Below are 26,978 nucleotides of genomic sequence, written 5' to 3'. Positions count from 1 at the left end.
GATTCATGAAATCGAAATCGAATCCCATTTATAATGAAAAAAAGAAAAATTGAAATAATGGATACGACGCTCCGTGATGGTGAACAAACCTCCGGAGTCTCCTTTTCTGCTGCAGAAAAATTAACCATTGCACAATTATTACTGGAAGAGCTTCATATTGACCGAATCGAAGTTGCTTCGGCTCGTGTAAGCGAGGGTGAATTTCAAGGAGTAAAAGGAATTATGGCTTGGGCCGAAACAAAAGGATACAGCAGCCGAATTGAAGTTTTAACCTTTGTAGACGGGGGACTTTCTATTGAATGGATGAAAAATACCGGAGCTAAAGTTCAGAATTTACTAACCAAAGGATCGCTCAACCACTTAACCCACCAGTTAAAAAAAACACCCGAACAACATTTTTCTGAAATTGCGCAAGCCATAGCCTTAGCTCAGGAAAATAATATTGAAACCAATGTATATCTGGAAGATTGGAGTAACGGAATGCGTAATTCCCCTGAATATGTATTTCAATATTTAGACTTTCTAACTAAGCAACCGGTCAAAAGAATCTTATTACCGGACACTTTAGGGGTTTTAATCCCTTCTGAAACTTTTGAATTTATTGCAAAAATTATAACGAAATACCCTGATACTCATTTTGATTTTCATGCGCACAACGACTACGATTTAAGTATCGCCAATGTAATGGAAGCCGTAAAAGCTGGTATTCAAGGGCTTCACGTAACTGTTAATGGGATGGGAGAACGGGCTGGAAATGCACCCCTTGAAAGCACTGTTGCGGTAATCAATGATTTCTTACCCGAAATAGAAATTGGCGTAAAAGAATCTTCGTTATATTCTGTTAGCAAATTAGTAGAAACGTTTACCGGATACAGAATCCCTGCAAACAAACCTATTGTGGGCGACAATGTATTTACACAAACTGCTGGTATTCATGCCGATGGTGACAATAAAAACAACCTGTATTTTAACGATTTACTACCGGAGCGTTTTGGAAGAAAAAGAAAGTATGCCCTTGGTAAAACCTCTGGAAAAGCCAATATCGAGAAAAATCTTCAAGAATTAGGCCTTCAATTAAACCCTGAGGATTTAAAGTTAGTTACCCAAAGAATCATTGAATTAGGAGATAAAAAAGAAACCGTTACTAAAGAAGACTTACCCTATATTATCTCTGATGTTTTGGACAGCCAAACCTATCAGGAAAAAATTGTTGTTGAGTCCTATATATTATCTCATGCAAAAGGCATGCGTCCATCGACTACTTTATCTTTAAAAATAGATGGTGAAATCATTGAAGAGCACGCACAAGGAGACGGACAATTTGATGCTTTCATGAATGCATTGGCAAAAATATATAAAAGCAAAAACTTAGAATTGCCAAAACTGATTGATTATGCCGTACGAATTCCACCAGGAAGCAGTTCTGACGCCTTATGCGAAACCATAATCACCTGGACAAATAATGAAAAAGAATTCAAAACCAGAGGGCTGGACTCTGACCAAACAGTTGCCGCAATTATAGCAACCCAAAAAATGCTGAACGTAATCCCAGCCCCAGCCCTCCACGAAGGCGAGGGAGCCAAGCCGAAATTGGAGCTTGAAAATTTGAAATAAAATTAAAGAAATACAACACAAACTACAAACCCAATCCTTCAACACCCAGTCTCCCTTTCCTTTGGAGGGAGCTGGGAGGAGGAAAACACAATTAATATGAAATTAAAAATAGCCCTTTTAGCCGGAGACGGAATTGGACCAGAAGTAATCCATGAAGCCGTAAAAGTTTCGGATGCGATCGCTAAAAAATTCAACCATGAAATCATCTGGACTCCTGCACTTACAGGAGCTTGTGCCATTGACGCCGTAGGAGTTCCTTATCCTGATGAGACTCACGAAATTTGTATGGCTGCTGATGCTGTTTTATTTGGAGCCATTGGACATCCAAAATACGATAATGATCCAAGCGCTCCGGTTCGTCCAGAACAAGGTTTGTTATTAATGCGTAAAAAACTAGGGCTGTTTGCTAATGTTCGCCCAACATTTACATTCCCCTCTTTGATTGACAATTCTCCTTTAAAAAGAGAGCGTATTGAAGGAACTGATTTAATCTTTTTAAGGGAACTTACCGGCGGAATTTATTTTGGAGAAAAGGGAAGAAAAGACGGTGGTGAAACAGCGTTTGACACTTGTACCTATACCAGATCAGAGGTAAAACGTTTAGCTAAAAAAGGTTTTGAACTAGCAATGACTCGTACTAAAAAACTATGTTGTGTAGACAAAGCCAACGTAATGGAAACTTCTCGTTTGTGGAGAGAAACCGTACAAGCAATGGAAAAAGACTATCCCGAAGTTACGGTAAGTTATGAATTTGTGGATGCCGTAGCGATGCGTTTAGTACAATGGCCAAATTCATATGATGTCTTGATTACAGAAAATTTATTTGGAGATATTTTGACTGATGAAGCTTCAGTGATATCCGGATCAATGGGATTAATGCCTTCTGCATCCGTTGGAGAACATACTTCATTGTACGAACCCATTCACGGATCCTATCCACAGGCCACAGGCCTAAATATTGCCAATCCATTAGCGACCGTATTATCTGCTGCAATGATGTTTGAAGATGCCTTCGGCTTAAAAGAAGAAGCGGCTGCGATTAGAGCTGTAGTCAACAAATCACTCGAACAAGGAATTGTAACTGAAGATTTAGTTGCTAAAGGGACTAAGGCACACAAAACTAGCGAAGTAGGTGACTGGTTAGTTGCTAATTTGTAAAATCCAACCCCCTTTCCTCTGGGAGAGGGCTGGGGTGAGGAAACAAAAAAGGTGTCAATTTACATTGACACCTTTTTTTATAGTTGTAGAGAAAAATATTAATATCCACCTCTGTTTCCACCACCACGGTTTTCTCCACCACGGCTGTTTCCACCACCATAACCACCGCGAGATTCTCCACCACGACTGTTATTGTTAAAACTTCTTCTTTCACCTTCTGGTTTAGGCTCCGATTTGTTTACAACGATTGCACGTCCTTGAACAGTAGCACCATTCAATTCATCAATAGCCTTTTGAGCTTCTTCATCATTTGGCATTTCAACAAAACCAAATCCTTTACTTCTTCCAGTGAATTTATCAGTAATAATTTTAACTGAATCAACTGCTCCATAAGCCTCGAAAGACTCTCTTAAATCTGCTTCCTCAATACTGAATGGAAGACTTCCAACAAAAATATTCATATGTTCTTATTTAAATAATAAAACAAATGTACTGCTATTTTTTTTGCAATCTACTATAGATTAGCTTATTTATGTTTTTATTTTAAATTCAAAAAGAAAATGAAGCTACTAAAATACCCAACTCCTGCAATTTAAGAATCTTAACCGTGTGAATTTAGGGAACCCGCAGACTTACCGGAACCTTATAAAATACGCCTTGTTGAAAATTCAAAACAGTCCCTGCTGATGGGTTGCCATTTGCATTTTCTGCACTAAATTTAAAAGTACCTGTAACCGTAAGACCCTTCTCATCATAATCAGTAATTACTATTTGCCCGCTACCCATGTCAATACCTGTTGCAAATGAAAAATCGCTTCCTCCAGTCAATACGTAAACAGCTGTCTTGGAATTACTGGTTCCCAATGGATACACTTGAGGTGATATGGAGGTTGTCTTCAAAGTCAAAACCTCATTTCCAGTAAACCCTTCAATTACTAGTGAACCATCAGAAGCTAAAGTCGCTTTGGAAGCTGTCGCTCTCCAAAACACATTGTCTTTCCTTCCTTGTAAAGAAGGAGTATTAAAACTCACCTCTTCCGCACATGAAATCATTAAAAAAAGTACCCCTAGAAATATCAAATATTTTTTCATAAAACCTTCTTTTACTAACAAAAATAGGGCATTAATGCTAAAAAAAAAACATAACAGGACAAAAAAACACGAATCAAAACCACCTACAGCGCACTGCCACAGATTAAAACCACAATCCAATTAGTATTTATCAATAAAAAAGGTATCTTTGCACCCTTAATTAACAGAGGTCGAGTACCTCAAAATTTAATCACAAGATTATGTCAGTAAAAATTAGATTACAAAGACACGGTAAAAAAGGAAAACCTTTTTACTGGGTTGTAGCTGCAGATGCACGCTCAAAAAGAGATGGTAAATACCTAGAAAAAATTGGTACTTACAATCCAAACACAAACCCAGCAACTATCGACTTAAACCTTGATAGTGCAGTAAAATGGTTGCACAATGGTGCTCAACCAACAGATACTGCTAAAGCGATTCTTTCTTACAAAGGAGCTTTATTGAAACATCACCTTGACGGTGGTATCCGTAAAGGAGCCTTAACTCAAGAACAAGCGGATGCTAAATTAAATGCTTGGTTAGAGGCAAAAACTGGAAAAGTAGATGCTAAAAAAGACGGCTTAACAAAAGTGCAAGCGGATGCTAAAGCTAAAGCTTTCAAAGCAGAACAAGATGTGAATGCAAAACGTTTAGCTGCAGCTGCTCAAGCAGAAGCTGACGCTATCGCTGCTGCAACTCCAGCTGTTGAAGAAGAAGTTGCTGAAGCTGAAGAAGCTCCTGCCGCAGAAGAAAATAACGAAACAACTGAAGCATAATTTTAGAAGGCGACTATGCGTAAAGAAGATTGTTTCTATTTAGGTAAAATCGCTAAAAAATTTAGTTTCAAAGGGGAAATTCTAGCCTATTTAGACACGGACGAACCTGAGTTATATGAAAACTTGGAATCAGTGTTTGTTGAATGTAACAAACACTTGGTTCCTTTTTTTATTGAAAGTAGTTCGCTGCACAAAAACGATTTACTTAGAATTCGTTTTGAAGACATGACTACCGAAGAAGAGGCAGACGCCATTATAGGCAATGCCATCTACCTTCCTTTGAAGATGTTGCCGAAACTTAGCGGCAATAAATTCTATTTCCACGAAGTAATTGGTTTTGAAGTTGAAGACAAACGTCTTGGTGTTGTTGGAAAGATCGAATCCATTAATGATACCACTGCCCAACCCCTTTTTGAAGTCCTCAACGGTGATGTTGAGATTCTTATCCCCATGATTGATCTTTTCTTGGTTAAAATTGACCGTGAAAACAAAAAAGTTATCATGGATCTACCAGAAGGACTTATTGAAATGTACCTTTAAATTAGTGTTCAGTATTCAGTTTTTAGTGTTCAATTCCTCAAAAATCGTTAATCTACAATCTGAAATCAAAATTCCCTATGTTTAGTTTCAAACAATTCTCAATCCAGCAAGATCGTTGCGCCATGAAAATTGGAACCGATGGCGTTTTACTTGGTGCATGGACTCCTATTGAAAACAATCCTATTAGTATTTTAGATATTGGAGCCGGAACAGGAGTAATCGCACTAATGCTGGCACAAAGAAGTAACGCGGAACAAATTGACGCTTTGGAAATAGACGAAGAAGCGTATGAACAATCCGTAGATAATTTTGAAAACTCCCCTTGGAGTGATCGCTTATTTTGTTTTCATGCCGGTTTAGATGAATTCGTCGAAGAACCGGAAGACGAGTATGATTTAATTGTTTCCAATCCTCCATTTTATACTGATGATTACAAATCTGATAACGAACAACGTGATTTAGCCCGTTTTGCTGACGCGATGCCTTTTGAGGATTTAATCGAGGCTGCTGATTTATTGCTTTCAGAAAACGGAATATTCACAGTTATAATTCCTTTCAAAGAAGAAGAAAATTTCTTGGCTCTTGCCAAAGAATACGAATTGTATCCAATTAAAATTACACACGTAAAAGGAACTCCAACTACCGAAATTAAACGCAGTTTATTGGCCTTTAGCCGAGAAGAAAGCTCGAACTATCCCGTTGACGAATTGATTATCGAAACTGCAAGACACATTTATACTCCCGAATACATTGCATTGACTAAAGAGTTTTATATGAAGATGTAAGTCCAAAATGATTCTAAATAACACCTAAACCATTCCGTAATCTTATTTAAAACACCTTTGATCTCTGCTAAAGTTAATTTTTATTGTAATTTAGAGGAAAATACCTTTTTTAATAAAATCTCGTATATAAAAGGACTTATTTGTTAAAAAATAAGCTAAGTAATAACCATGGTATAATGTCGTATTTTAAAATCAGGATAAAATCATGTAAAAATCTGATTTAAAACTGTTTTACTTAAAGTTAATTCTTTTGACTTTACGACTTTTAAACTTTCGGCTTACTTATTTCTATTTCAAATAAAAAAATATAACATTTGTTAATGCTTTTGTTATATTTCTTTCTGTAAATTTGTTCCATAAAAATTAATAACCATGAGACCAGACTTATTTCAAGCTCCAGATTACTACAACCTTGACGATTTACTAACAGAAGAACACAAACTAGTACGTGACTCTGCTCGTGCTTGGGTAAAACGTGAAGTATCACCTATTATAGAAGAATATGCTCAAAAAGCCGAATTCCCAAAACAAATCATTAAAGGTTTGGGCGAAATAGGCGGTTTTGGTCCTTACATCCCAGAAGAATACGGCGGTGCGGGTCTAGACCAAATATCTTATGGTTTGATCATGCAAGAAATAGAACGCGGTGATTCTGGCGTTCGTTCCACTTCATCTGTACAATCTTCTTTGGTAATGTATCCTATTTGGAAGTACGGAAATGAAGAACAACGCGTAAAATATTTACCTAAGTTAGCCACTGGAGAATACATGGGCTGTTTTGGTTTAACGGAACCTAACTATGGTTCAGATCCAGGAAGTATGATTACCAACTTCAAAGATATGGGCGACCATTATTTATTGAATGGTGCCAAAATGTGGATTTCAAATGCTCCGTTTGCTGATATTGCCATTGTTTGGGCAAAAAATGAAGAAGGAAGAATTCACGGTTTAATTGTAGAACGCGGAATGGAAGGTTTTACCACTCCGGAAACGCACAACAAATGGTCGCTTCGTGCCTCATCAACTGGAGAACTGATTTTTGACAATGTCAAAGTGCCAAAAGAAAACTTATTGCCCAATAAATCTGGATTGGGAGCACCGCTTGGTTGTCTGGATTCAGCACGTTACGGAATTGCCTGGGGCGCTATTGGCGCAGCCATGGATTGTTACGATACGGCTTTGCGTTACGCCAAAGAACGAATTCAGTTTGACAAACCAATTGCAGGAACCCAATTACAACAAAAGAAATTAGCCGAAATGATTACTGAAATCACAAAAGCGCAATTATTAACATGGAGATTAGGTGTTTTAAGAAATGAAGGTAAAGCGACAACGGCCCAAATCTCAATGGCCAAAAGAAATAATGTAATGATGGCTGTGGAAATTGCCCGAGAAGCCAGACAAATGCTAGGCGGAATGGGAATTACTGGAGAATATTCGATCATGCGTCACATGATGAACCTGGAATCTGTAATCACCTATGAAGGGACGCACGATATACACTTGTTAATTACCGGTATGGACATCACTGGAATTCCTGCTTTCAAGTAGTGGTAAACAGTTATTAAACTATTAATAAAATTGATAATAAAAGCTTCTTGATACCAAGAAGCTTTTTTATATTTACACAAAAATACTCTTTATGAATATCCAAACCATCAACAATAGTATTCAGCCTCAAAAAGAACTGTTGTTACACCATCCTTTATATAAAAAAGTAAAAACTATTGAGGATTTACAATGTTTTCTAGAAAATCATATTTATGCTGTTTGGGATTTCATGTCTTTGTTAAAAGCACTACAATCCAAATTAACTTGTACAACAACGCCTTGGTTTGCAACGGAAAATCCACAAACCCGATATTTAATAAACGAAATTGTCCTTGCTGAAGAATCTGACTTAACATTAGACGGACGCCGTTTGAGTCATTATGAAATGTATATTGAAGCCATGCAATCCTGTGGAGCAAATACTGAAGGTATTGAACATTTTTTAACTGAAGTAGATTCCCTTCAAAACATATTTGTCGCTATAAAAACCAGCACTTTACACCCCAATATTAAAGCATTCCTGGATTTCACATTCAGGGTTATTGAGGAAGGGAAATCCCATGAAATTGCAGCGGCTTTTACTTTTGGAAGAGAAGATTTGATACCGAGTATGTTTACCGCTATTTTGAAAAACTTTCAGGAGAATTTCCCTGAAACGGATTTGAGCAAACTGATTTATTATTTTGAAAGACACATCGAATTGGATGCGGATGAACATGGGCCAATGGCGATGAAAATGATAACAGAACTTTGCGGTACAGATGCTCAAAAATGGTCTGATGTTGAGGAAGTATCAAAATTAGCTTTAGAGAAACGCATTGGTCTTTGGGATGCCATCGAAGAAACTATCTTAATGAATGTTGAATTGGCATAAAACTAATACTTTCAAATAACGCAACACTTCTTTAGAAAATACCCTTAAAAAAAGCATCTTGTTTTAGTAACAAGATGCTTTTTTATTAATTTTCAGGAGCCAATTCGAGTTCTAATCCCTCGAGGCTTTCGGTAATTGGGATCTGACAGCCCAAACGACTGTTTGCTTTTACATAAAAGGCTTCTGAAAGCATTGCTTCTTCATCATCGCCCATTTCTGGCAAGGCAACATCATTAAGAACATAACATTGACAGGAAGCACACATGGCCATACCGCCGCAGGTTCCTTCTACAGGAAGCTCATAGGCTTTGCATAATTCCATGATATTCATGGCCATATCCGTGGGAGCCTGTAACTCATGCACGACTCCTTCTCGATCTTTTATTTTTATTAATACATCCATATGATTGTGGGTGTTTGTTTTTAGGCAATCGGTGTTGGTTATTAAATACGGACTGCGTGAGGGATAGAAGCTAGCTACCGAAGTAGCGCGGATAGCCCGACCGTTTTAAGAAAAAAGGCCTATACCCGTTAAAACAAGTAGCTTTTTTTCTTAAAAGGGGCACGCCCTGTTAATTTATAGGATATTTACAACAGTTTCTATTTGTGGTGCAAACTTTTTGATGGTTGTTTCTACTCCGGCACGCAATGTCATTTGATTTACGCTGCAACTGGTACAGGCTCCTTCGAGACGCACTTTTACGTGTTTCCCGTCCTCTATGGAAATAAGGGTAATGTCACCACCATCTGAATTCAAAAAAGGTCTTATTTCTTCTAGCGCTTTTTGAACTTCTAGGGTTAATTGTTCTGTTGTCATTGTCTTTGTTTAAAGATTCAAAAGATTAGAAAATTGAACGATTGAAAATTATTTTCATGCGTTCTAATTTTTTATTTTTTTACTGCGGAACAACCTGCCATAGTTGTAATTTTCACAGCTTCGGTAGCAGGTAAATTTTTATTTCTGTTGACGGTTTCCTGCACTACATTTTTTGTGATTTCCTCAAAAACTGTTTCGATAACTGAACCGGTTTGCATGGCTGCAGGACGACCGTAATCACCTGCTTCCCGAATCGATTGTACGATGGGCACTTCACCAAGGAATGGAACATCTAAGTCTTCGGCAAGATTCCTGGCCCCTTCTTTTCCAAAGATATAGTATTTGTTTTCAGGCAATTGCTTCGCCTGTTCGCTTTCGCTCGAGTCTTCCGGTGTAAAATACGCCATGTTTTCTATAATTCCTAAAACTGGTACATTTATAGCTTCTGAGAGGAACATTGAAACTCCTTTTTTGGCATCGGCCAAAGCTACGGCCTGAGGAGTACTTACGATGACAACTCCTGTAATTGGCAAGGATTGCACGATAGAAAGGTGAATATCTCCTGTTCCTGGTGGCAAATCGACTAACATAAAATCTAATTCTCCCCAATCTGCATCAAATATCATTTGGTTCAAGGCTTTAGAAGCCATGGGTCCTCGCCATATTACTGCTTGACTTGGTGCTGTAAAAAATCCTATCGAAAGAATTTTTACCTCATAACTTTCTACGGGCTTCATTTTTGATTTTCCGTCTACCATGACAGAAATGGGCTTTTCACTTTCTACGTCGAACATAATAGGCATGGACGGACCATAAATATCCGCATCTAGAATCCCTACTGAAAATCCCATTTTAGCTAATGATACTGCAAGATTTGCAGTAACGGTAGATTTACCTACACCGCCTTTACCAGAGGCTACTCCGATAATATTTTTTATACCTGGAATTTGTTTCCCTTTGATTTCCGGTTTGTCCGGCACTTCCACTTTACTATTAATTTTGATTTTAGCCTCCGGAGATACTAATTCAAGAATTGTTTTTCTGATGTCGTCTTCCGCACGTTTTTTGATGTGCATTGCTGGGGTATGTAATACTAGATCTACCACTACTTCATCGCCAAAAGTGACTACGTTTGCAATTGCTCCGCTTTCAACCATATTTTTCCCTTCTCCGGCTATAGTAATTGTTTCTAAGGCTTTAAGAATTTCTTTTCTTTCTAATTTCATTTTTAGTTTACTGTTTCTATTGGCTTATACCACCAGAATATTATCTTTATTTAAACTGATTTCAGATTACAAAGATACTATGAAAAGTTCTTATTATAAAGGATTTGCATCGCATTTATTGATGCACAGATTGCTGGTCGTTATTGAGTATTTGTTGAGATTAGAACCCCGGAATCTGAACTATTATAAATCATTCTGTCCTGACTTCCGGTTGCCAAAAATATTTTTCTAAATCTACAATTTGATTGTTGGTCACGATTATTCCCTCGCTTTCCAATAATTGCTGCATCAGATTGGTGCCGTCAAAATGTAATTTCCCCGTAAGCAAACCGTTCCTGTTGACTACACGGTGTGCCGGAACATCCTCCAGACCATGGGAGGCATTCATTGCCCAGCCTACCATTCTGGCAGAGCGTGCCGTTCCTAAGGCCTTTGCAATAGCGCCATACGAAGTAACCTTACCGTATGGAATTTGCCTGACGATGTCATACACGCGTTCAAAAAAAGTATCGTTTGACATGATTTTAAATCTAGTGAAAAAAGGTTTTATGGGAGACCCGGTGAGCCAATTACCCCATATAATAACGGACAATATTAATCAAAGTAACTAATGATATAAACCCGGTTATGCTACCAATAATTGTATTCATGTTTCGCATAATATAATCCGACTTCTCTTGTATTTTTTGAAAAAAAGTAATGTACAAATAAAAACCCAAAAAAGAGCCCAACACTACGCCTGTCACAAAAACAAAAACATTTGAAAAATCAAACAGAAACAAATTATAAGAAGCCAAAGTAATGCTTGCAAAAACATAATAAGGGATCGGGAAAAAGTTAAGAGAGGAGAGCAAAACTCCTAAGAAAAAACGAGTGGAAGTACTCTTCTTTTTTATTTTGCCTTTTTTAATTTTGGGGGTTTTAGCAACCAACAAAAAAAAAATAGTCAACGCAGTAAAGATGACAAATCCTACTTCTCGCAATAAAACAATCACATCCGGGCGCACTTCGATAAATTGTGCAAATAAAATAGCGAGATAGGCTTGTACAAAAATTACGATTACTGCTCCCAAAACAAACCAAAAAGCGCTTTTCTTCCCTTCTTTCAGATTTACTTTAGCAGCTGTCATATTTAGAAGTCCCGGGGGAGTAATCCCCACAAAGGCAGTAACAAAACCCAAAAACAAGGAAGTGATTAAATTCATAAGCAAACGGTACCAGTATTCAAAAAAACAATCCCAAATATAAAACTATTCTTTAATTTTAAATCGAATATACGTAATTGCTTTATTAACTTCCAAATATTGTTTTTCATAAAATGTCTGAAAAGCAGTTACTTCCTCGGGACTTCCTTCATTTACATACACATTATGATTGGCATATAAAACTTCGTGCCCTTCGCCATGCAGCAAACCTAAGGTATATCCATGCATGAATTCACTGTCTGTTTTAAGATTTACAATACCGTCTTTTTTAAGTACTTTTTTATACAATTGCAAAAACTCGGAATTTGTCATTCTGTGTTTGGTCCGTTTGTATTTTATTTGGGGATCGGGGAAAGTAATCCAGATTTCGTCTACTTCATTTTCATCAAAAATATGATTGATCAATTCGATCTGAGTTCTAATGAAAGCCACATTATGCAATCCGGTATCCACAGCAGTTTTAGCACCACGCCAGAAACGCGCGCCTTTGATATCAATTCCGATAAAGTTTTTATTGGGATACCTTTCTGCCAGACCTACTGAATATTCTCCTTTCCCACAGCCTAGTTCCAGCACCAATGGATTTTCATTTTTGAAAAATTCTGTATTCCATTTCCCTTTCAACGGAAATAAATCACCTACTACTTCTTCCCTCGTTGGTTGAAAAACGTTGTTGAATGTCTCGTTTTCCTTGAATCTTTTTAATTTGTTTTTGCTTCCCACTTTTTTAGTATATTTTGGCAAAATTAAGGAAATATATAAGACGGAGCGAACTAGGGACCAAAAAATGAAAAACGTTTTAAAAACAACATTTAATGCACCCTTTAAACTATTATTTAATTAAAGATGGCTTTTAAACAACAGTACATTTTATGAAGAAATTTTAAACTAAGTAATGACTCAAATTTAATGTCATATTTTAATAAAGCACTAAATTTCTTTGCCACAGATTAGCACAGATTAATTCGTTATGTAATTTTAAAAATCTTTTTAATCCTTACAATCTGTGGCAAAAACTCTTTTTAATAATTGCGACAATATATCTTTCTTGCTACTTAAGAATAAAACAAAAACTAAAAATTTTATTGCTTTGCTTGTAATTTTTTGATCATGGCATCTTCGATAAAAGTTTTAACTTTAATCACTTCACCTGAATTATCATTTGGGATTGTCATAGACAAAACGTATTGCTTTATTTTCCATTTTTGCCCTATTTTGACTAACACGCCTGAGCCGCGACAAATTTTCATTTGAGTATTCAGTAATTCATCAAACCAAGCTATTTTACCTGTTTTGTCAAAATGAATATGACGTTCTAAAGCTGTAAAACTCCATGCTTTTCCTTTATCGAAATGTGGTTTTGCATAGGCCTGAAAAGCTGTTTTATTCCAATTCTCTGTTGCATCAGTACCTATAAAAATTGCATCATCTGACATCAAGCCGAAGTATGCGTTATAATTAGCATCTGCAGCAGCTTTATGCCAAGTATTTAATACAACATTGATTTCATTTTTTGAATCGGTTTGTTTTACCATCACATTTTTACAACCAGACACGGTTATTACTATCAAAAAAGCTAGTAGTTTTTTCATTTCATTCGGTATTTATTTATGGTTTTTTATTCCATCTTATTTTTATTTTTCGATCAACAGCTACTTGTCTCCTCGTAGTCCTTTTCTGTTTGAATTACAAGGTAGCATAAAAACATCCGATATAGCAATGAATCGCTCGAAACTAATTATTCAAACAACTGAAAATCATTTGAAATCCAAACCACAAAGTCCAAAATACGTAAAGCAATAGCTCTATTTTTTGTAAAGTGGTTGTGTTGATTCAATAAGGACAGCCCAAAGGAATAATTTTAAAAAATAATTTAGACTAAATATCACAAAAATGCACCTTTACCCTTTTGAAATAAAAACTTAGAATATTTCCTTAATTCCTTTCATAATTTTTGGATTTTGATAATCCTATTTGATTTCAAATTTAGTTTTAGAAACGAAACAAAATACCGTAACCAATTGATTAAAAGATTATTGAATGTAATTTATTTTTAATCTAGACACTTCAATTACAAATCTGATTTCAAACTAAAAAGAACCGCCCAACCCAAGGCGGTATTACACATCTAGTTTTGACGTATTTTTGTATTGTTTAGACAGTAAAATGTAAGATTTAAAGTTAAGATTATGAGAAAGTTAAGCACCTCCATACTACTTATTATTTTTGCACTACTATTTACCCTCGTTTCCTGTAAAAAGAAAGATGTAAATGACACTAAAAAGGAAACGAGTTTAAATACCGTTGCAGTTGCTTTTGACAGTACACAAATCAAAACGTTTTTTGAAAAATATCCTAAACTGCAGCCTTACCAAACAGACGTAGAAAAGTTATACCGCAAGCATCAGTTTCATTACATCTGGTTTGACAAGGATGGCCTCAATGAATTTGCAGGTTTATTATACAACAAAGTGAATAATCTGACGCAGGAAGGAATTGAAACTGCGATTCCGTACAAGGAAAAACTAGATGACATTTATGACAATCCGGAAGACAATCAAAAAGCAAGTATCAATACTGAGTTGTTGAGTTCTGCGTTATACTTCTTTTATGCGGATAAAGTATATGATGGGATCGATACTCAAAAATCGAAGGATTTAGAGTGGTTTTTGCCTCGAAAAAAACAATCGTATGGCGATTATCTGGATTCACTATTGATCAATCCATCGTTAATTCACAAAGACGAAAAAGGCGTATTGAAACAGTATTACCTCCTTAAAGCTGTACTGCAGGAATACCGCAAAACAGAAACTAAAGGTGGATGGAAAACCACTGAATTAGACCCAAGTGTAAAATCCTATAAACCCGGAGACAGTGCCACTGCCATTGCACAAATCAGAACACGTTTGTTTGTCACGGATGATCTTTCCAGAGATTCAAAAAGTGCCGTGTATGATGCCGAATTAGCCACCGGAATTTTAAAATTCAAAAAGAGAAGTGGTAATCTCCTGAACAAAACGATACTTCCGGAACACATCCACTACATGAATGTATCTGTTGCAGACCGCATCAAAACTGTGATGGTCAATATGGAACGCTGCCGATGGATTTCGAATGATATTACCAAATCCAAGGAATTAATCGTGGTGAATATTCCGGCCTATGAACTGACTTTTTTAAGAGATGGGAAACCAGAATTACGCTCCAAGGTTGTCGTAGGAAAAGCCATGCATAAAACCGTAATTTTTAGTGCGCCAATGCAATACATTGTATTCAGACCGTATTGGAACGTGCCGGCAAGTATTCTCAAAAAAGAGATTCTTCCTGCCATTGAAAACAATCCCAATTACTTGGCCGAGCACGACATGGAATGGAAAGACAATTACGTGAGACAAAGACCCGGACCGGAGAACTCCTTGGGATTAGTCAAGTTTTTATTTCCCAATTCGAATGCGATATATTTGCACGATACGCCGGCAAAAAGTTTATTTGGTAAAGAAGACCGCGCGTTCAGCCACGGATGCATACGTGTGGCCAAGCCAAAAGAACTTGCTGCGATGATTATGAAGAACGATAAAAAATGGAATCCTGCTAAAATAGAAACTGCGATGAACGGCGGAGAAGAATATTGGTACACGTTAAAAAATAAAATTCCGGTATACATCGGTTATTTTACCGCTTGGGTAGATGCGGACGGCGTGGTTCATTTCTATGAGGATGTGTACAAAAGAGACGAAGCTTTAGCAAACTTACTGTTTGATAAGTAAAATTTATTTTGTTTAAATAATCATTAAAACCGCAAATGCGCAAATTAAACATGTCGAATCTGTATCAATAATTTGCGAAGTTGTGGTAAATGTTTTTAAAAACCGAAAGTGAAATACACTAAAAAAATCGTTTAAAATTAAATTTGAGACTAACTTAGAACTAGTATTTTATCCTGTTTATTGTTTATACTATTATTTTAATTTATTCATTTCCTCTTTTAAAACTTTAGCATTTTGTGAGCTAACAATTTTTTTACCCGTTTGTGCTTCTATTTGCTTTCTGGTATCGCCGGCAATTTCACCACCTTTTCGGGCAATTTTTTTATTATCTGCAAAGGTTTTAGGATTGTTTTCTTTGCTAATTTCTGTTGTGGTTGCTTCTGCTAACATATTTAATACCAATTCTAAATTGGTCATATTATCTCTTAGATTTTCTTTTTTTAAGCCTTTTAAATTCTTGTACTGCTTTACTGTGTTTCCGCTCCAAGCTTGGGTAATTATATCGGTAAGTGAAGCAAATTGCTGTCCTTTCTTAACACCTCTATTTTCCCATTCATCGGTGAGTTCTTTTCTAACTTCGATGCTTTTCAACCGCTGATTAATCCAGGCTGTGGAGTATCCTAATTTCAAATAATTTTCCATAGCACGATCAATAGCCTTTTCAGGATCTTGACTTTCTTCTATCCGTTCGTAGCCTATTTTAGCTAGCCATTGTTTAAAAGGCTCAGCTTTAGGCGAAGGAATGGATTGGATCAAACGGAATAATTGCTCCGTATCCGCAACATCTGTTAAACGCATCTTACCATCAGGAGCTACCATTTTCAAACCGTTACAATTTGTAACGGTTTCATTTCCTTCAGCCAAAAGTCGTTTTTTTAAAACTCGCCAATACACTTGTGGATTATTACTATCTGTTAAAGCGGCAATAATATCTACAATCGAAAAAAACCACTTCTCTTGTTCGTTATCCCAAGATGAACGGATTTTTTGGCTTTCAAATAATTTTATGTTTTCCATTATTTTATTCTATAAATTTCATTTTCTCAAATTGCAACTTTTCAACGCTTTTCGGAATTATATTGAAAGTACTAATTTACTGCTAAAATTATTAAAACCACTATCCAAATTCTAAAGAATCTCAACCAAAAAAAAGGACACTATCCTATAGAGACAGTGTCCTTTTTTTGTTTGCCAAATGGCAACTATTTAATGAGTTTTCTTTTTTTCGAAAGTTGTTTCCAACACTTTTTTAATTTTGTCTAAGGCACCATGAAATGCTTTTTCGGTAGTATCGGCATGATTGGTAACCGCTACAGGTTGCATATTTATAGGTCGGGCTTCAATCAAGCATCGTTTGTCGTTCACGCCACCTTTATCGCTGTTTTCGTCACCAAGGTGTACTTCTAAACGGGTTATTTTATCTTCAAAACGCACCAAAGCCGTTCCCAATTCCTCGGTAATATACGCTTTCAAACGTGCGTGTCCTTCTACATTGTTGTCTGTGTTGATTTGTACTGTCATGTTTTTATTAATTTAATGTTGTCTTTCAAATTTACCCATTGCAGTATGAAAAAACGAACCAATTAATAAAACATTGTGAAAAGAAAAAAGTGAAATTGTGGAGTTAAGGAAGGGAATGGATTATCCATTTTCTAAATAATCATAAATAAAGTCATTCTCGGTTTCAGACTCTGAATCAAATTTCATTACAAACCTAGAAGTTAGTTTTTCTATCCAATTTTCAATTTCTTGTTTTGAATTTAGAGTATCCAAAAACTATTCTTCCTCTTGAGAAATTGGTTCATCATTCATGAAAGCTTCAAAAGAACCAACTGGTGCAAAGTCAATATTAATTACTGAATAATCACCTTTTTTTCGCCATAAACGAACAGAATCAGTTCCTCTCTTTTGCAACCATTCACGTGTTACAGGTTCTCGTTCTTTTAATCCTAAAACATCCACCAAAAGCCACTGTCCTAATGCAGATTGTCCATATCTTTTTCCATTTTCATTATATTCTGCATTACTCCCAGATTGTAATCCCTTCATATTACTTTGAGTTACTAACGAAGGTATTTTTTTCCCATTTGGGAGTTGTAAATAAAAGCGGACTTCTGGCTTATTTTCTTTACTACCTTTATAACTTTCTCTAAATTGCTCAAAATCAAATATGTTTTTTATAAAAAAATCAGGATGTTTTTTATGAAATTCTCTCGGAATAGGAATATAAACTTCATTTAGTGGCCTTAAGGTGTTACTACCTTTATTTTTAGAAGCTCCATTCCACGAATTTAATCCAGATTTTTCTTCTACCTCTTTTGAATGGTATGAATATAATGGTAAATAGACTTCGACGATATCAATTTCGATTGGTTTTGAATTTTCAATGATATCGAAATATGCTTTTAATAAAAACGCAAATGGATCTTCAATAATTTTTACATCAAACTTATTCAGAACTAATGAATTATATTTATTAGAATCAAATTTTTGATGTATCTGAGAATCTCCAAAAGTGTACCGATAATCTTTATTTCCATCTGACCAAGATAATGCTGATTGGGTTGCACTAAGGTCCTTTAGGTTATTAATGTCAATCAATGGATAAGAGCATTCATTTATGGTTAAGACGCCTTTATCTCTGGTTACATAATGATAAATATTTTTATCCTCTGATAATCCTAAGCGTTCATAATCGCTTTTCATTCTCTCATTCTTAATTTCTGAAATCTTATAAGCTAAAGAATGTAAATTATTACGATGTAGATTTATTTCATTTTGGTATCTTTTGAGTTGCATCACTTTCTGAAATGATGGTTTACTTCCCATCCAAGTTTTCAAACCAATACCTATTCTAACATCCCCAAAAACTGATAAAACATCGTGTGGAGTGTTGCAAATATCAACATTTTGGCTCTTAAAAATTTTAGCAAAAACTGTTTCTTGAAATTTAGAATCAAGATATGGAATTAAATCGCCTTGTTTTTGACGAAACAAATTTGACAAAGCACCATAAACTTGTAAAAATTTTATGTACTCCTCTTTTTGATCATTAGAAAATTGCTCCCAAACACTCATTTTAAATGATTTTAATAATTTCTATACTTATTCTTTCAATCAAAGTTGTTGTTACTGAATTTCCTGCCTGCATATATAACTTACTATTTGCAATTTTTGGTAAAATATATTGTTCCATAGGATAACCTTGAAAACCAAAACATTCTTTAGGAGTTAATTTTCTAATTCCAAAATCATCTAAAATTAAAGGGACATTGTGTCCTCCAGTCCCCATATTAGCAGTCAAAGTTGGACATACATTACTTTTGTTTTCACGAACATAAACTCTTCTCCATTGATAAAGAGTATCTTTTGAAGTCATAGTCTTTTCAAGTTCCGGATAATATTGATGGTCTTTTTTATAATATAGATTATCTGCTTGTTTCCCTTTTTCTAAAATATCATGAATTGTATTAGTTAAAGGTATTGGTTCAGGAAATTTAAAATCCCCATGATTCACTACTTGTTCTTTATCAAAAGCTACTATAAAAATTCTTTCTCTATTTTGCGGAACATTTGCATGTGTCACGGAGTTTAATATTTTAGTATAAGCTTTGTAACCAAGTTTTTCTTCTAAAATTTCTAATATTATTTTGAAAGTATTTCCTTTATCATGAGAAACAAGATTTTTTACATTTTCAAGGAAAACTACTTTTGGTCTTTTAGTCTCAATAATCTTTTCTAAATCAAAAAATAGTGTTCCTCTTGTATCTTGAAAACCTTTTCTATTTCCTGCTATTGAAAAAGCTTGGCATGGGAAACCAGCACACAAAACATCAAAATTATCGGGTATATAATTTTTTGTTCTCTCTTTTGTGATATCACCAAAAGGGACTTCTCCAAAATTAGCTCTATATGTAATCTGTGAATCAGCATTCCATTCAGAGGTAAAAACACATTTACCACCTGCATTTTGCATTGCAATTCTGAATCCTCCAATCCCCGCAAAAAGATCAATAAATTCAAATTTATACTTTTCTGGTGTTGGAAAAGGCACAGTTTCAACCTCGAACAATAATTGTTGTAAAGCAATATCAGATACAATATTTAAATCTTCCTCTTGATTTTTGTATTGTACGATTTCTTTTATATATTTCTCGGCTTCCTTTTGATAATGTTTTTTTATTCCTTTGCGATAATTATGAAGATAGTGAGTAACTACGGCTTTTCTATTATCTTCTGGTTCAACAAGGCGAAGTTTAAACTTTTTGTTGTCGAATTCTTCAATTGATATATTCTCAGTAATTTTCATTTCTTAAATCTGTTATCATTAAAGAATGTCATAAAATCAGTTCCTAGAGCAATAATTATTTTGTCTAAAATCTTAACTGTTACATTTCTTTTTCCTGTTTCTACTTTGGTCATGTATGTCCGATCTACTTCAGCAATATTCGCTAAAGCTTCTTGAGACAAGTCTTTAGCTTTTCTTAATTCTTTTATTCTGTCACCAATTTTAATATTGATACTCATTATTTTTATTGTATTGAAGTGAAACAAATCTATCCGAATGTTGCTTTTGGTGCAACGGCATAAGAGTCACTTATTAGTATTGTTTATAAGTTCCTAAAACAAAAAAAACGCTACTCTTTCGAATAGCGTTTTTTGAACTTCTTATAATTTGTGATGTGACTGCTTTTCCGCGTGCCTCGCAACTCCTCGTAATGACAATTATCTAAGGAATCGAATGCCCTAGCCCTGATGGGAACGGCATCCTTTTCCTTCCGCCACTTTCGGCGGAGGAAAAGATACAGTGTACAGCAGGAATAAGCTCCTCCCTTCTCCCGAAGTTTCGGGATCGCTCAGGGTAAAATCGGTATCACAATTGTTATTATTCCAATTCTGGCAATAACACCACTCCCATGTTGTACAACGTGAAGGCCTGAAGATCTACATTTTCCTGGATGGTTGCCGCTACGGATTTTCCGGCACCGTGTCCTGCATTGATGTCAATACGGATTAGTGTGGGGTTTGTTCCGGTTTGTTTTTCTTGTAATTCGGCTGCAAACTTGAAACTGTGTGCTGGCACTACTCTATCATCGTGATCCCCTGTAGTGACCATGGTTGCTGGATATTGAATCCCTTTTTGTATGTTGTGTACTGGAGAATAGCCTTTGATGTAACTGAACATTTCCTTACTGTCCTGCGCCGTTCCGTAATCATACGCCCAACCTGCTCCTGCAGTAAAGGTGTGGTAGCGCAACATGTCCATCACGCCCACTGCTGGTAATGCAACTCGCATCAAATCAGGACGTTGCGTCATGGTAGCTCCCACTAGTAATCCTCCGTTTGACCCACCACGAATGGCAAGATATTGTGAAGATGTATATTTTTGAGCAATCAGATATTCAGCCGCTGCGATGAAATCATCAAATACGTTTTGCTTTTGCATTTTGGTTCCCGCATCGTGCCATTTTTTCCCGTACTCGCCACCACCACGTAAATTGGGCACGGCATAAACGCCTCCGTTTTCCATCCAAACGGCATTGGCAATACTGAAACTTGGTGTCAAACTCACGTTAAATCCTCCGTAACCGTAAAGCATTGTTGGATTTGTTCCGTCGAGTTTCAATCCTTTTTTGTGGGTGATAATCATCGGGATTTTGGTTCCGTCTTTGGAAGTGTAAAACACTTGTTTGGACTCGTATTGCTCGCTGTTGAAATCTACTTTTGGTTTTTCATACACTGCCGAAGTTCCGGTTGCTGGCTCGAATGAAAAAGTAGAACCCGGAGTAATATAATTCGTAAAGGAATAATACACCGTTTTTTCTTTTTTCTTTCCGCCAAAACCACCTGCAGTTCCTACGCCTGGCAATTTAATTTCACGAACTAGTTTTCCGGAATAATCATATTGTTTCACCACCGAAACGGCATCTTTCATATAATTAGCAAAGAAATATCCACCACCTGTGGATGGAGATAAAACATTCTCAGTTTCTGCAATAAAATCTTTCCAGTTTTCTGGTTTCGGGTTTTTTACGTCTACGGTAACAATGCGTTTGTTGGGCGCATTTAAGTCAGTTTCTATGAATAATTTTCCGCCTTCGTTTTCAATAATGTTGTTGTCGCTCTTGAAATTATCCACTATAGTCACAATAGGACTCTTTGACTTTGTCAAATCTTTGATGTACAATTCGTTTCCGTAGGTAGAATTAGACGCTGTGATTACCAGATAATGGTCATCTTCCGTAACTCCACCGCCTACATAACGGCGCTTTTGGTCGGCACCAAAAATCACTTGATCCTGTTTTTGTGCAGTCCCTAATTTATGGAAATACAGTTTATGCTGGTCAGTTTTTGCAGACAATTCGCTTCCTTTTGGTTTGTCATAACTGGAATAGTAAAATCCTTCATTTGCTCTCCAAGACACACCGCTAAATTTTACATCGACAATAGTATCTTCAATTATTTTTTGAGAAATGGCGTCCATGATAATGACTTTTCTCCAGTCGCTTCCGCCCTCTGAAATAGAATAGGCTACTTTAGAACCGTCTTTAGAGAAATCTAATCCGCCAAGCGAAGTTGTTCCGTCTTTAGAAAACGTATTGGGATCCAAAAATACGGTTTCAGTTCCTTTGGCGTCTTTTCTGTACAACACTGATTGGTTTTGTAAGCCGTTATTTTTATAGTAATACGTGAAATTTCCTTCTTTGAAAGGCGCTCCTATTTTTTCGTAATTCCACAGTTTTTCCATTCTTGATTTCAAGACATCGCGAAACGGAATTTGTGCCAAATACCCGTAGGTCACTTCGTTTTGGGCTTTTACCCAGGCACCGGTTTCCGCTGATTTATCATCTTCGAGCCAGCGGTATGGATCCGGAAGTTTGGTGTCGAAATACACATCCACGGTTTCCCCTTTACTTGTAGTGGGATAGGTTAGCGGTTTTGGATTTGGGTTTTGGCCGAAAGTCGCCATTGCAGAAGTTACAGCCATTATTAAAAAAGTGTTTTTCATTAGATTCTGTTTTAGGTTGTTACAAAAATAGGAAAAATAGTTAGTCTTGTAACGGTGTGAAAGTCTTTAATAAAACTAAAAAATAGTGTTTGGAGAAAGGTGATTTTATAAAATATTTCTTTGAAGTTTAAAAATACTAATTAAGTTAAAAAAAATCAACCACATAGAAACATAAGTAAGTCGAAAGTTTAAAAGTCGTAAAGTCAAAAGAATTAACTTTAAGTAAAACAGCTTTAAATCAGATTTTATCCTGATTTTAAAATACGACATTATACCATGGTTATTACTTAGATTTCTGACTAACAGTTAAAGAAAGCATAGAAAATAGTTCTATTCTTCACATAGCTTGGCTACTGAAAGTGAAATGGCTATATTTTCTTTTAAAAACTAAAAAAATCTATGTTCCTTATGTGGTGAAAAAAATTAATTAAATGTAATGGGTCGAGCTTACAAATTAAAATTCACACCCAAAATGATGTTTCTTCCTATGTTTGGAATCCCATCTGTTTTAAGACGGGAAAGATGTGCGATGTATCTTTTATCAAATAAATTATTCCCGTTGATGTTGACATCAAAAGCGGTTTTACCCAGTTTTACAGTTCCGCCAAAACCTAAATTCACTAAGTTATATCCATTTGATTCTGTTTCAAAACCGCTTACATTTTTTTGATTGAACGTACTGGAAACATTTAAGGTTGCAAAACCATCTTCTAACCAGTTTTTGATTTTGAATTCGGTTCTAATGGTGTTGTTCCAATTGTTAGCCGGGATTAACGGCAAATAATCTCCGTTTTGTTTTTCGCCGGTTACCGTTTCATAACTCGTTTCAAAATGCAACCAATCCAATGGATGCGGATGAAAATGCAGTCCGATTTCGCCTCCATACAATTTGGCGTTATTCTGAATATAATCAAAAATAGCATTCTCTGCAATCATTTCTCCTGTTGGCGAAGTGTAGATATAATTGTTGATGTGATTGTAAAATCCGTTTACAAAAAACTCAAAATGATCCGTTTTGTATTCTAAATTTAAATCCGTTTGCACATTTTGCTCAGTTTTTAAATCGCTATTTCCTACTTCATAACGATTCGTCCCTTCATGAACTCCATTAGAAGTTAATTCGGCAAGGTTTGGCGCTCTAAATCCTGAAGCTACATTCAAACGCAACGTCAAATCATCGACCAGATCGGTTTTGTAACCCAACGATGCATTAAAACTGTCGTACGATTTATTAATGGCTTCAAAAGAACCTTGTTCGCCTGTAATTCCTTGTGCATCCGTAATGATATTTCTATTATCGAAACGCAAACCGGCTTGCAACACATTCGTATTCCACTCATAATTAGCCGTCCCAAAAATACCAAAATCATTGGTAACCGCATCCGGAATTAAATATTCTTCCCCTGAATTTATATTGGTTTGGTGCATTCCCTGAATTCCAACAATGGTCTCTATTTTTCCCATTTTTGGTAAATGGTATTTTGCATTGTAATTGAATGTCTTTAGTTTCATGTGTAAAACCGCCACATTGCTGTCTTCAAACTCGCTTCGATCATTGGCAATATACCCTAAGTCGACATCCAACTTTGATTTTTCGAAAAAGAAAACATTGTTTAAACTCAACAAATGATTAAAAATTCCTTGTTTTGGAAATCCAGTTTTCTTGCTAGTCGTTTGGTCCGCAATACCATTTTCCGGAATTCCCAAATCTAATTCATTGTAATTGTAACGCAGTACACTTGAAAACTTGGCATTACTATAACCAATTCCTGTTTTAAAATCGGTTTCATTGTAACGGGTATTCGTTACTCTATCGCCACCTGAAATTTTATAATCAGCATGCGTGTTGTAACTTCCACGAGCCATGAATTTCCAGTTATCGGTGGATGTCTTTAAACCTAAAGAAGAACTGCTTCCAGCAGTATTCGAGAAATATTTTTGACTGAAGTTTGTTTTAAAAGTATTCGCGTCAGCAAATTTTTCGGGATTAAAATACAAAACACCACCCAAGGCATCAGAACCGTACAACAAAGAAGCCGGTCCTTTAATCACCTCAACACTTCCTATTCCAGAATCGTTCAATCCCAAACCGTGTTCGTCACCAAACTGCTGGTTTTCTATTCGAACACCTTGTGAATATACCAAAACACGATTGCCACTCAAACCACGAATTACCGGTTTCCCAATAGACGTACCGGTAGAAACCTGAGAAACTCCGGGAATAGTCGCCAATCCTTCAATTAAAGTGGCAGTTCCTTTTCGTTGTAAATTTTTGATGCTTTCGTGCTCCACTTTCATCACGTTTTGCGATTGTATTTTATTGAAAGCGGTTGAAACGATTACTTCATCCATCTCGAAAATTGCTTCCACAAGTATAATATCTAATATATTTTCTTTTTGAAGACTGCTTATGGTTTTGTTTTGGGTTGCAAATCCTATGAGTGTAAAGCTTATTTTTAAGTTTCTATTTGGCAGATTAGAAAATGTATATTTTCCGTTCTCATCTGTAGTAGTTCCTTTATGCAATTCTGATGCGTATACTGAAACGCCTTTTATGGGTTGGTTTTTTAAATCGGTTACGGTTCCCGATAGCGTATTTTGTGCTTGAAGCATCGCCGAAAACCCTAAAAACAGGGCTATGATAAATTTTTTCATTGAAAATGATTGTATAGTTTTTCCTCTCCCCAGCCCTCTCCAAAGGAGAGAGAGCCGAGACCGGAATTATTTAGTAGATAAAACGTGTAAAACTTGCTGAAATGAATTCAACAGAAGCTGAAATAAATTCAGCTTAAACTATTTACGGGTGGACCTCGGAGGGAATACAAACTGCCGGAAAACGAAATAACTGTTTCCGCTGCAGTAAAAAAATAAGGGATTTCTTCAATACTGGAGTACAATTGATAGGAGAAATCTTTTGGCGTAATGTAACTGCCAAAAGCAAATTCACAAACATAACAATGGTCAACTTTCTGGTGTTGGTGTGTTATCTCTGTACCGGTAACATTGTATTTATGGTGGCACTGCTTTTCGGAAAGCTGTTTAGCCAAATGCTCATAGGTGTGCAGTGACTGAAACAGTATTGAGAACAAGACCGTAACAACCAGAGAAAGACTTACTATGAGTTTATTCTTTTTCATTCGAGCCAAAGGTAACAAAAACAAGAAAAAAGAAAACCATTTATCTCACAAAATATATTTTTGCGAAACAAATGGTTTCATTTTAAAAATAAAAATCGATTTATACCAATTTAGCTGCGATCAAATATTCAGCAATCTGGATGGTATTTGTCGCTGCTCCTTTTCTCAAGTTGTCCGCAACAATCCACATATTTAAAGTATTTTCTTGGCTTTCGTCCCGGCGAATTCTACCTACAAAAACGTCATCTTTTCCTTGCGCATACATTGGCATTGGGTACGTGTAGGTGTCATTATTGTCCTGTACGACTACGCCATCGGTATGATGCAAAATGTTTCGTACTTCGTTTACATCAAAATCGTTCGTAAATTCTACGTTTACCGCTTCACTGTGTCCGCCTACAATTGGCACCCGTACCGCAGTCGCTGTAACAGCAATTGTATTATCGCTTAATATTTTTTTGGTTTCACGTACCAATTTCATCTCTTCTTTCGTATACCCATTTTCTTCAAAAGAATCACATTGTGGAATCGCATTTCTGTGAATTGGATATTTGTAGGCCATCTCACCCTGAACGCCTGCGTATTCATTTTCCAATTGTTGCACTGCTTTTACGCCTGTTCCAGTGATGGATTGGTAGGTAGAAACAATGACCCGTTTGATGTTGTATTTTCTGTGCAACGGAGCCAGAACCAATACCATTTGAATGGTAGAGCAATTTGGATTTGCAATGATTTTATCTGCGGCGGTCAATTCTGTTGCATTGATTTCCGGAACGATTAATTTTTTAGTCGGATCCATTCGCCAAGCCGATGAATTATCGATAACGGTTGTTCCTGCTGCTGCAAATTTTGGAGCCCACTCCAGTGAAGTGTCGCCTCCTGCAGAAAACAAAGCAATATCTGCTTTCATATCTACTGCAGTTTGCATGCCTACCACTTTATATTTTTTGCCCTTGTATTCAATTTCTTTACCCACTGAGCGCTGTGAAGCAACGGGAATTAACTCGGTTACAGGGAAATTTCTTTCTGCCAAAACTTTCAACATTACTTCGCCAACCATTCCGGTAGCTCCTACAACTGCTATTCTCATAGTATATTTTTAGTATTACTTCGTCCGTTCGCCTTTCAGGCTCGGGTGAATATTAAATTTGAAGTACAAAAGTAAGTAATATTGAAATCAAAACAAGGAGGTTAACAAAAAATAACAAAATGTTATATTTTCAACAAATTAAAAGACAACCTCAAATTTCCCATTAAAAAATCTGCTCTTTTTTAATCGCAAACCTATAAATAGTATTTTAAACCATTAAGAGATTAAGAAAACTAAGTTGTAAAGTATTTCTCCCGGCACCTTATTATGTTAAGGATGAAAATCATCTTGTTTTATATAACCTTTTGAATAAAGAAAAAAAGGCCTCTTTTCCAAAGCGGTTTAGCTATCCTGTAGT

General features: G+C 36.1%; 26 protein-coding genes. 8 read left to right on the top strand and 18 right to left on the bottom strand.

What is annotated here, in order from left to right:
• The first annotated feature begins 33 nt into the window (after window positions 1-33).
• Both EKL95_RS04590 and leuB read left to right on the top strand, forming a co-directional pair.
• Window positions 34-1,614 (top strand): alpha-isopropylmalate synthase regulatory domain-containing protein, encoded by a 1,581-nt coding sequence (locus tag EKL95_RS04590; RefSeq protein ID WP_231507411.1) that lies wholly within the window; start codon window positions 34-36, stop codon window positions 1,612-1,614.
• Window positions 1,615-1,710: 96 nt separating this feature from the next.
• Window positions 1,711-2,772, top strand: coding sequence for a 3-isopropylmalate dehydrogenase (gene leuB, locus EKL95_RS04585; protein ID WP_126562147.1), 1,062 nt, complete (start codon window positions 1,711-1,713; stop codon window positions 2,770-2,772).
• A gap of 98 nt (window positions 2,773-2,870) precedes the next feature.
• Here the strand turns inward: leuB and EKL95_RS04580 are convergent, their stop codons facing one another.
• Window positions 2,871-3,233 carry an RNA recognition motif domain-containing protein gene (locus EKL95_RS04580; protein ID WP_126454296.1) on the bottom strand — a complete coding sequence of 121 codons (363 nt, stop codon included), beginning with the start codon at window positions 3,231-3,233 and terminating at the stop codon, window positions 2,871-2,873.
• A gap of 154 nt (window positions 3,234-3,387) precedes the next feature.
• Window positions 3,388-3,864 (bottom strand): DUF6252 family protein, encoded by a 477-nt coding sequence (locus EKL95_RS04575; RefSeq protein ID WP_126562148.1) that lies wholly within the window; start codon window positions 3,862-3,864, stop codon window positions 3,388-3,390.
• 200 nt (window positions 3,865-4,064) lie between these two features.
• On the opposite strand from EKL95_RS04575, the gene EKL95_RS04570 reads away from it, so the two are divergent.
• The 5 genes from EKL95_RS04570 (at window position 4,065) to EKL95_RS04550 (ending at window position 8,369) form a co-directional block, all read left to right on the top strand.
• Window positions 4,065-4,619: a 30S ribosomal protein S16 gene (locus EKL95_RS04570; RefSeq protein ID WP_126454300.1), complete on the top strand. Its 555-nt coding sequence runs from the start codon at window positions 4,065-4,067 to the stop codon at window positions 4,617-4,619.
• Window positions 4,620-4,634: 15 nt separating this feature from the next.
• Window positions 4,635-5,159 carry a ribosome maturation factor RimM gene (gene rimM / locus EKL95_RS04565; RefSeq protein WP_126457515.1) on the top strand — a complete coding sequence of 175 codons (525 nt, stop codon included), beginning with the start codon at window positions 4,635-4,637 and terminating at the stop codon, window positions 5,157-5,159.
• Window positions 5,160-5,236: 77 nt separating this feature from the next.
• A complete protein-coding gene (locus EKL95_RS04560) occupies window positions 5,237-5,944 on the top strand; it encodes a tRNA1(Val) (adenine(37)-N6)-methyltransferase (protein WP_126454304.1) in 708 nt (235 codons plus the stop codon).
• Between the two features lie 372 nt (window positions 5,945-6,316).
• Window positions 6,317-7,495 (top strand): acyl-CoA dehydrogenase family protein, encoded by a 1,179-nt coding sequence (locus EKL95_RS04555; protein ID WP_126562149.1) that lies wholly within the window; start codon window positions 6,317-6,319, stop codon window positions 7,493-7,495.
• Between the two features lie 91 nt (window positions 7,496-7,586).
• Window positions 7,587-8,369 (top strand): DUF3050 domain-containing protein, encoded by a 783-nt coding sequence (locus tag EKL95_RS04550; protein ID WP_126457517.1) that lies wholly within the window; start codon window positions 7,587-7,589, stop codon window positions 8,367-8,369.
• Window positions 8,370-8,454: 85 nt separating this feature from the next.
• On the opposite strand, the gene EKL95_RS04545 is transcribed toward EKL95_RS04550, so the two are convergent.
• The 7 genes from EKL95_RS04545 to EKL95_RS04515 form a co-directional block, all read right to left on the bottom strand.
• Window positions 8,455-8,772: a 2Fe-2S iron-sulfur cluster-binding protein gene (locus EKL95_RS04545; RefSeq protein ID WP_039110363.1), complete on the bottom strand. Its 318-nt coding sequence runs from the start codon at window positions 8,770-8,772 to the stop codon at window positions 8,455-8,457.
• Window positions 8,773-8,946: 174 nt separating this feature from the next.
• Window positions 8,947-9,186 (bottom strand): NifU family protein, encoded by a 240-nt coding sequence (locus tag EKL95_RS04540; RefSeq protein ID WP_126454312.1) that lies wholly within the window; start codon window positions 9,184-9,186, stop codon window positions 8,947-8,949.
• A 71-nt stretch (window positions 9,187-9,257) separates the two neighbouring features.
• The gene (locus tag EKL95_RS04535; protein WP_126563637.1) at window positions 9,258-10,412 is read right to left on the bottom strand and encodes an Mrp/NBP35 family ATP-binding protein; all 1,155 of its coding nucleotides are present in this window, start codon (window positions 10,410-10,412) and stop codon (window positions 9,258-9,260) included.
• A gap of 190 nt (window positions 10,413-10,602) precedes the next feature.
• Window positions 10,603-10,932 carry an MGMT family protein gene (locus EKL95_RS04530; RefSeq protein ID WP_126457518.1) on the bottom strand — a complete coding sequence of 110 codons (330 nt, stop codon included), beginning with the start codon at window positions 10,930-10,932 and terminating at the stop codon, window positions 10,603-10,605.
• Window positions 10,933-10,981: 49 nt separating this feature from the next.
• Entirely contained in the window at window positions 10,982-11,617 is a 636-nt protein-coding gene (locus EKL95_RS04525) for a LysE family transporter (protein WP_126457519.1), read from the bottom strand.
• A gap of 45 nt (window positions 11,618-11,662) precedes the next feature.
• Window positions 11,663-12,340, bottom strand: coding sequence for a tRNA (guanosine(46)-N7)-methyltransferase TrmB (gene trmB / locus EKL95_RS04520; protein ID WP_126459008.1), 678 nt, complete (start codon window positions 12,338-12,340; stop codon window positions 11,663-11,665).
• A 359-nt stretch (window positions 12,341-12,699) separates the two neighbouring features.
• Complete coding sequence (locus tag EKL95_RS04515) at window positions 12,700-13,209, bottom strand: nuclear transport factor 2 family protein (RefSeq protein ID WP_126562152.1); 510 nt, start codon at window positions 13,207-13,209, stop codon at window positions 12,700-12,702.
• Window positions 13,210-13,806: 597 nt separating this feature from the next.
• Between EKL95_RS04515 and EKL95_RS04510 the strand changes: the two genes are divergently transcribed.
• Complete coding sequence (locus EKL95_RS04510) at window positions 13,807-15,384, top strand: murein L,D-transpeptidase (RefSeq protein WP_126563636.1); 1,578 nt, start codon at window positions 13,807-13,809, stop codon at window positions 15,382-15,384.
• Window positions 15,385-15,576: 192 nt separating this feature from the next.
• On the opposite strand, the gene EKL95_RS04505 is transcribed toward EKL95_RS04510, so the two are convergent.
• The 9 genes from EKL95_RS04505 to EKL95_RS04465 form a co-directional block, all read right to left on the bottom strand.
• Window positions 15,577-16,401: a Bro-N domain-containing protein gene (locus EKL95_RS04505; RefSeq protein ID WP_126563635.1), complete on the bottom strand. Its 825-nt coding sequence runs from the start codon at window positions 16,399-16,401 to the stop codon at window positions 15,577-15,579.
• A gap of 189 nt (window positions 16,402-16,590) precedes the next feature.
• Window positions 16,591-16,905, bottom strand: coding sequence for an HPF/RaiA family ribosome-associated protein (locus EKL95_RS04500; RefSeq protein ID WP_126563634.1), 315 nt, complete (start codon window positions 16,903-16,905; stop codon window positions 16,591-16,593).
• Between the two features lie 255 nt (window positions 16,906-17,160).
• The gene (locus EKL95_RS04495; RefSeq protein ID WP_126563633.1) at window positions 17,161-18,462 is read right to left on the bottom strand and encodes a restriction endonuclease PLD domain-containing protein; all 1,302 of its coding nucleotides are present in this window, start codon (window positions 18,460-18,462) and stop codon (window positions 17,161-17,163) included.
• Window position 18,463: 1 nt separating this feature from the next.
• Window positions 18,464-19,693: a DNA (cytosine-5-)-methyltransferase gene (gene dcm, locus EKL95_RS04490; protein WP_126563632.1), complete on the bottom strand. Its 1,230-nt coding sequence runs from the start codon at window positions 19,691-19,693 to the stop codon at window positions 18,464-18,466.
• Window positions 19,690-19,911, bottom strand: coding sequence for a helix-turn-helix domain-containing protein (locus tag EKL95_RS04485; RefSeq protein ID WP_126563631.1), 222 nt, complete (start codon window positions 19,909-19,911; stop codon window positions 19,690-19,692). The genes dcm and EKL95_RS04485 overlap by 4 nt, the downstream gene beginning before the upstream one ends.
• A 358-nt stretch (window positions 19,912-20,269) precedes the next feature.
• Window positions 20,270-22,372 (bottom strand): prolyl oligopeptidase family serine peptidase, encoded by a 2,103-nt coding sequence (locus EKL95_RS04480; protein WP_233589379.1) that lies wholly within the window; start codon window positions 22,370-22,372, stop codon window positions 20,270-20,272.
• Window positions 22,373-22,840: 468 nt separating this feature from the next.
• Entirely contained in the window at window positions 22,841-25,048 is a 2,208-nt protein-coding gene (locus EKL95_RS04475; protein ID WP_126553895.1) for a TonB-dependent receptor, read from the bottom strand.
• Between the two features lie 128 nt (window positions 25,049-25,176).
• Window positions 25,177-25,530: a hypothetical protein gene (locus EKL95_RS04470; protein ID WP_126553897.1), complete on the bottom strand. Its 354-nt coding sequence runs from the start codon at window positions 25,528-25,530 to the stop codon at window positions 25,177-25,179.
• Between the two features lie 100 nt (window positions 25,531-25,630).
• Complete coding sequence (locus EKL95_RS04465) at window positions 25,631-26,620, bottom strand: aspartate-semialdehyde dehydrogenase (protein WP_126457529.1); 990 nt, start codon at window positions 26,618-26,620, stop codon at window positions 25,631-25,633.
• Window positions 26,621-26,978: the final 358 nt, after the last annotated feature.

Origin of the sequence: Flavobacterium sp. LB2P53, assembly GCF_003970305.1 — a bacterium.
GTDB lineage: Bacteria > Bacteroidota > Bacteroidia > Flavobacteriales > Flavobacteriaceae > Flavobacterium.
The sequence above is the reverse complement of the archived record's forward strand: the minus strand, read 5'-3'. Positions and strand labels throughout refer to the sequence as shown.